Source organism: Marinobacter sp., from assembly GCF_014859525.1.
Lineage (GTDB): Bacteria > Pseudomonadota > Gammaproteobacteria > Pseudomonadales > Oleiphilaceae > Marinobacter.
Window position 1 is genome coordinate 1 of sequence record NZ_JACUUB010000148.1, and the last position, 3,262, is coordinate 3,262.

2 protein-coding genes are annotated in these 3,262 nt (G+C 59.1%); both read left to right on the forward strand.

The features are described from left to right. The first annotated feature begins 69 nt into the window (after positions 1 to 69). The gene (locus IBX51_RS14815) at positions 70 to 1,026 is read left to right on the forward strand and encodes an ABC transporter substrate-binding protein (protein ID WP_291832093.1); all 957 of its coding nucleotides are present in this window, start codon (positions 70 to 72) and stop codon (positions 1,024 to 1,026) included. After that, positions 1,023 to 3,262, forward strand: a 2,240-nt coding sequence (locus IBX51_RS14820; protein ID WP_291832094.1) for a diguanylate cyclase, incomplete at its 3' end; no start/stop codon positions are given. The genes IBX51_RS14815 and IBX51_RS14820, both read left to right, overlap by 4 nt.

Genomic DNA, 3,262 nt, shown 5'->3' on the forward strand with positions numbered 1-3,262 from the left:
TGGTCAGATTTACGGCTATAGTGGCTACGTATTAAGATCTGAACTTTCCGCATCTACCCCGGAGCCTGAATGAACCGCCGTCAATTCCTGCAACTGTCTGTTGCTGCCATTCCGGCATTGGGGCTGGCCGGTTGCTCCGGGTCGCAACCCTTGCGAACTGGTCTCCATCCCTGGATTGGTTACGAATCTCTCTACCTGGCGGAGGAATTTGGGTGGCTACCAACCACCGTTGAGCTGCTGAAGGGGCAGGCGGCCAGTGAGTCCATGACCGGGCTGTTATCCGGTCAGCTGGATGCTGCAGCTCTGACGCTGGACGAAGCACTGCGGGTGTTTGCCGGTGGAGTTCCCCTGCGGGTCGTTGCGGTTACCAATGTTTCGGTTGGTGCTGATGTGCTGATGGCCAAACCCTCGATAACCAGCTTGCCCGGTCTCCGGGGCCGCACCATTGCTGCTGAGCTGGGCGGTGTCTCCGGCATTATGCTGTCTGCTGTATTGGAGCGGGCAGGGTTGACCATCGACCAGGTTAGCGTCGCAGACCTGCCGGCGAACCGTCATTTGGATGCCTGGCAGAATGGCGACATTGATGCGTCGATCAGCTATGAGCCCATCGCCTCGATGCTCAGGGAGGCTGGCGGAACACGGCTGTTCGACAGCAGCCACCTGCCCGATACCATTTTCGATACCCTCGTGGTCACCGAGCGTGCGGCCCGGGCCAACAAGGCAGCGGTGAACGATCTGGTGCGGGCGCATTTCCGGGGTAACTTGCACATGGTGCAAAGCATGCACGATGCCGTATACCGGGTGGCGACTCGCCAAGGCGTCACCCCAAACGCGGTTCGGCGTTCACTCGCCACAGTGATGCTACCGGATCTGGCGGCTAATCAGCGGTATCTTGCACACCATGGGCGTATTGAGTTGGTGGCTCGTCGGCTGGCAGAGATTCTGGTTCGGGAAGGTTTGATGGCGGAGTTCCCCCAGTATGAACGGCTGTCTGACCCCTCCTTTTTGCCCCGGAGCCTGATGTGATTTCCCGCCGGTTCAAAGTACTCGCTGTGCTCTTCTTGTGGCTGCAAGCGGCCTGGGCGCTTCATGCGGAGGCAAGGGAGGAGGTGACCTTCGGCGTTCTCTCGTACCGTCCAGACCCGGTTATTCAGGAACGTTACACGCTTCTGGCGGATTACCTGAGTCGCGAAACCGGCCTGCAAGTGCAGCTTCAGGCATTAAATCAGGAGGATTTGAATCGGGCTCTGGCGTCCAATCGCGTTGATTTCTTTCTGACCAACCCCAGCCACTTCCTGTTGATTCGCAGCGAACGGAGCCTTACCGGCGTACTTGCCACTCTGCACCGTGAGTGGGACGGCCAGGTCACCGGCAGCATCGGCGGGCTTATCCTGACCCGGGCCAATCGCAACGACATCAATGTGCTGACCGACCTGAAGGGCAAAAGCATCGCGACTCCGGGTGTGCATTTTATGGGTGGTTTCCAGGCGCCCGCGCTGGAGCTGAGGGAAGCCGGTGTAGATATCCAGCGCAACAACCGCATGGTGCATCTGGGCAACCATGACCGGGTCATCCGGGCGATTCTGATCGGCGATACGGATGTTGGTTTTATCCGGTCCGGTGTTTATGAAGAGTTGGTTCGGGAAAACCCGAGGCTGGCGGATGAGCTGAAGATCATCAATCCTCAGCAGTTGGCCGGATTCCCGTTTGCGGTGTCTACCCGACTGTACCCGGAATGGCCACTGGTTGCCTTGCCTCACGTTGACAGCCGGATTGTGCGCCGCGTCGCCTCGGCGTTGTTTGCGCTGGAAGCAGACCACCCGGCTGCGCGAATGGCTGGCCTCTCCGGGTTTTCGCCTCCGGCGGACTACCAGTCGGTAGAGCAGGTGGCCCGAGCTCTGCGGCTGGCACCCTATGATCAGGTGCCGCGTGTAACCTGGATGGATGTGCTGAACCAATACCGGGTTTGGGTAACCACGGTTACCGTTCTGATTCTGCTGCTGTTGTTGACCAGCCTGTGGTTGGGCCGGAAAAAACGCCAGCTGGCCGTGGAAGAGCGCCGCCTGCGTGAACTGATTGCCAGCTGGCCGCAGCCCATGCTGATGATCCGGGACGGTATTCTGGTTGATTGTAACCGCGCGGCGGTGGAGCTGCTCCGTTATACCTCCGAACAGTCACTGTTGGGTAAGGGCCTGCCGGCCTTTTTACCCCACGCCCAGCCAGATGGCACGCCGTCGTCGCAGAAATCCGATGCCCTGCTGCATCGGGTAACGGCCGGGGAAGTGTCCCAGACGGAATGGTTGTTTGTCCGCTCGGATGGCACCGAAATCTGGGTGCACATGACCCTCGCCCCGGTCTATGAACACGACCAGGAAGCCCCTTCGATCCTTTGCTCCTGGTTTGATATTACCCGCCGAAAACATGCGGAAGAGCGCCAGCGGCTGGCGCTGAAGGTGTTTGAGAATGCCCGGGAAGCAATCTTCATCACCGATGCCCACGGCGTGGTGATGGACATCAACGAGGCCTATACCCAGATTACCGGGCGCGACCACAAAACGGCGGTCGGCAGCTTACCCCCGCTACCGCTGGATGAAGGCAGCGCCATTCTGATTGCCGCCCGAAAACACGAGGTCTGGAGTGGTGAATTCGCCAGTCGGCATCGGGATGGCCACGCCACCATTCTGAGCCTGACCCTGAGCAGTGTGTTTGATGACCACGGAGAACTCAGTCATTTTGTTGGCGTCTTCACCGATATCACACAGCTTAAAGAGACCGAAAAACAACTGCGTACCATGGCGCATTTTGATGCGTTGACCGGCCTGCCAAATCGGGTGCTGTTCTCGGACCGGTTACATCAATCCATGGCTCAGGCCCGCCGGCACAGCTATCAGTTGGCGGTTATCTATATTGACCTGGACCACTTCAAGCCGGTGAATGACGCCTTTGGCCATGAGGCCGGGGATGGTTTGCTGGTCGAGCTGGCCCAGCGAATGCGCGCTACCCTGAGGGAAGAGGATACCCTCGCCAGGCTTGGTGGTGATGAGTTTGCGGCGATCGTGGTCAATGTAGCGGATGAGCCGACGCTCAACACCTTGTTGTCGCGCTTGTTGGCCACCATTTCGGATGCGGTATGGGTGGCTGACCACAGCGTCGAAGTGTCGGCGAGTGTTGGCTATACGCTCTATCCACAAGACGTCGAGCTGGACGGGGATCAGTTGTTGCGACAGGCAGACCAGGCCATGTACCGCGCCAAACGGGATGG

Excerpts from the sequence above, each read along its gene's own strand:
- IBX51_RS14815 (WP_291832093.1), top strand. The coding sequence starts at position 70 with ATGAACCGCCGTCAATTCCTGCAACTGTCTGTTGCTGCCATTCCGGCA.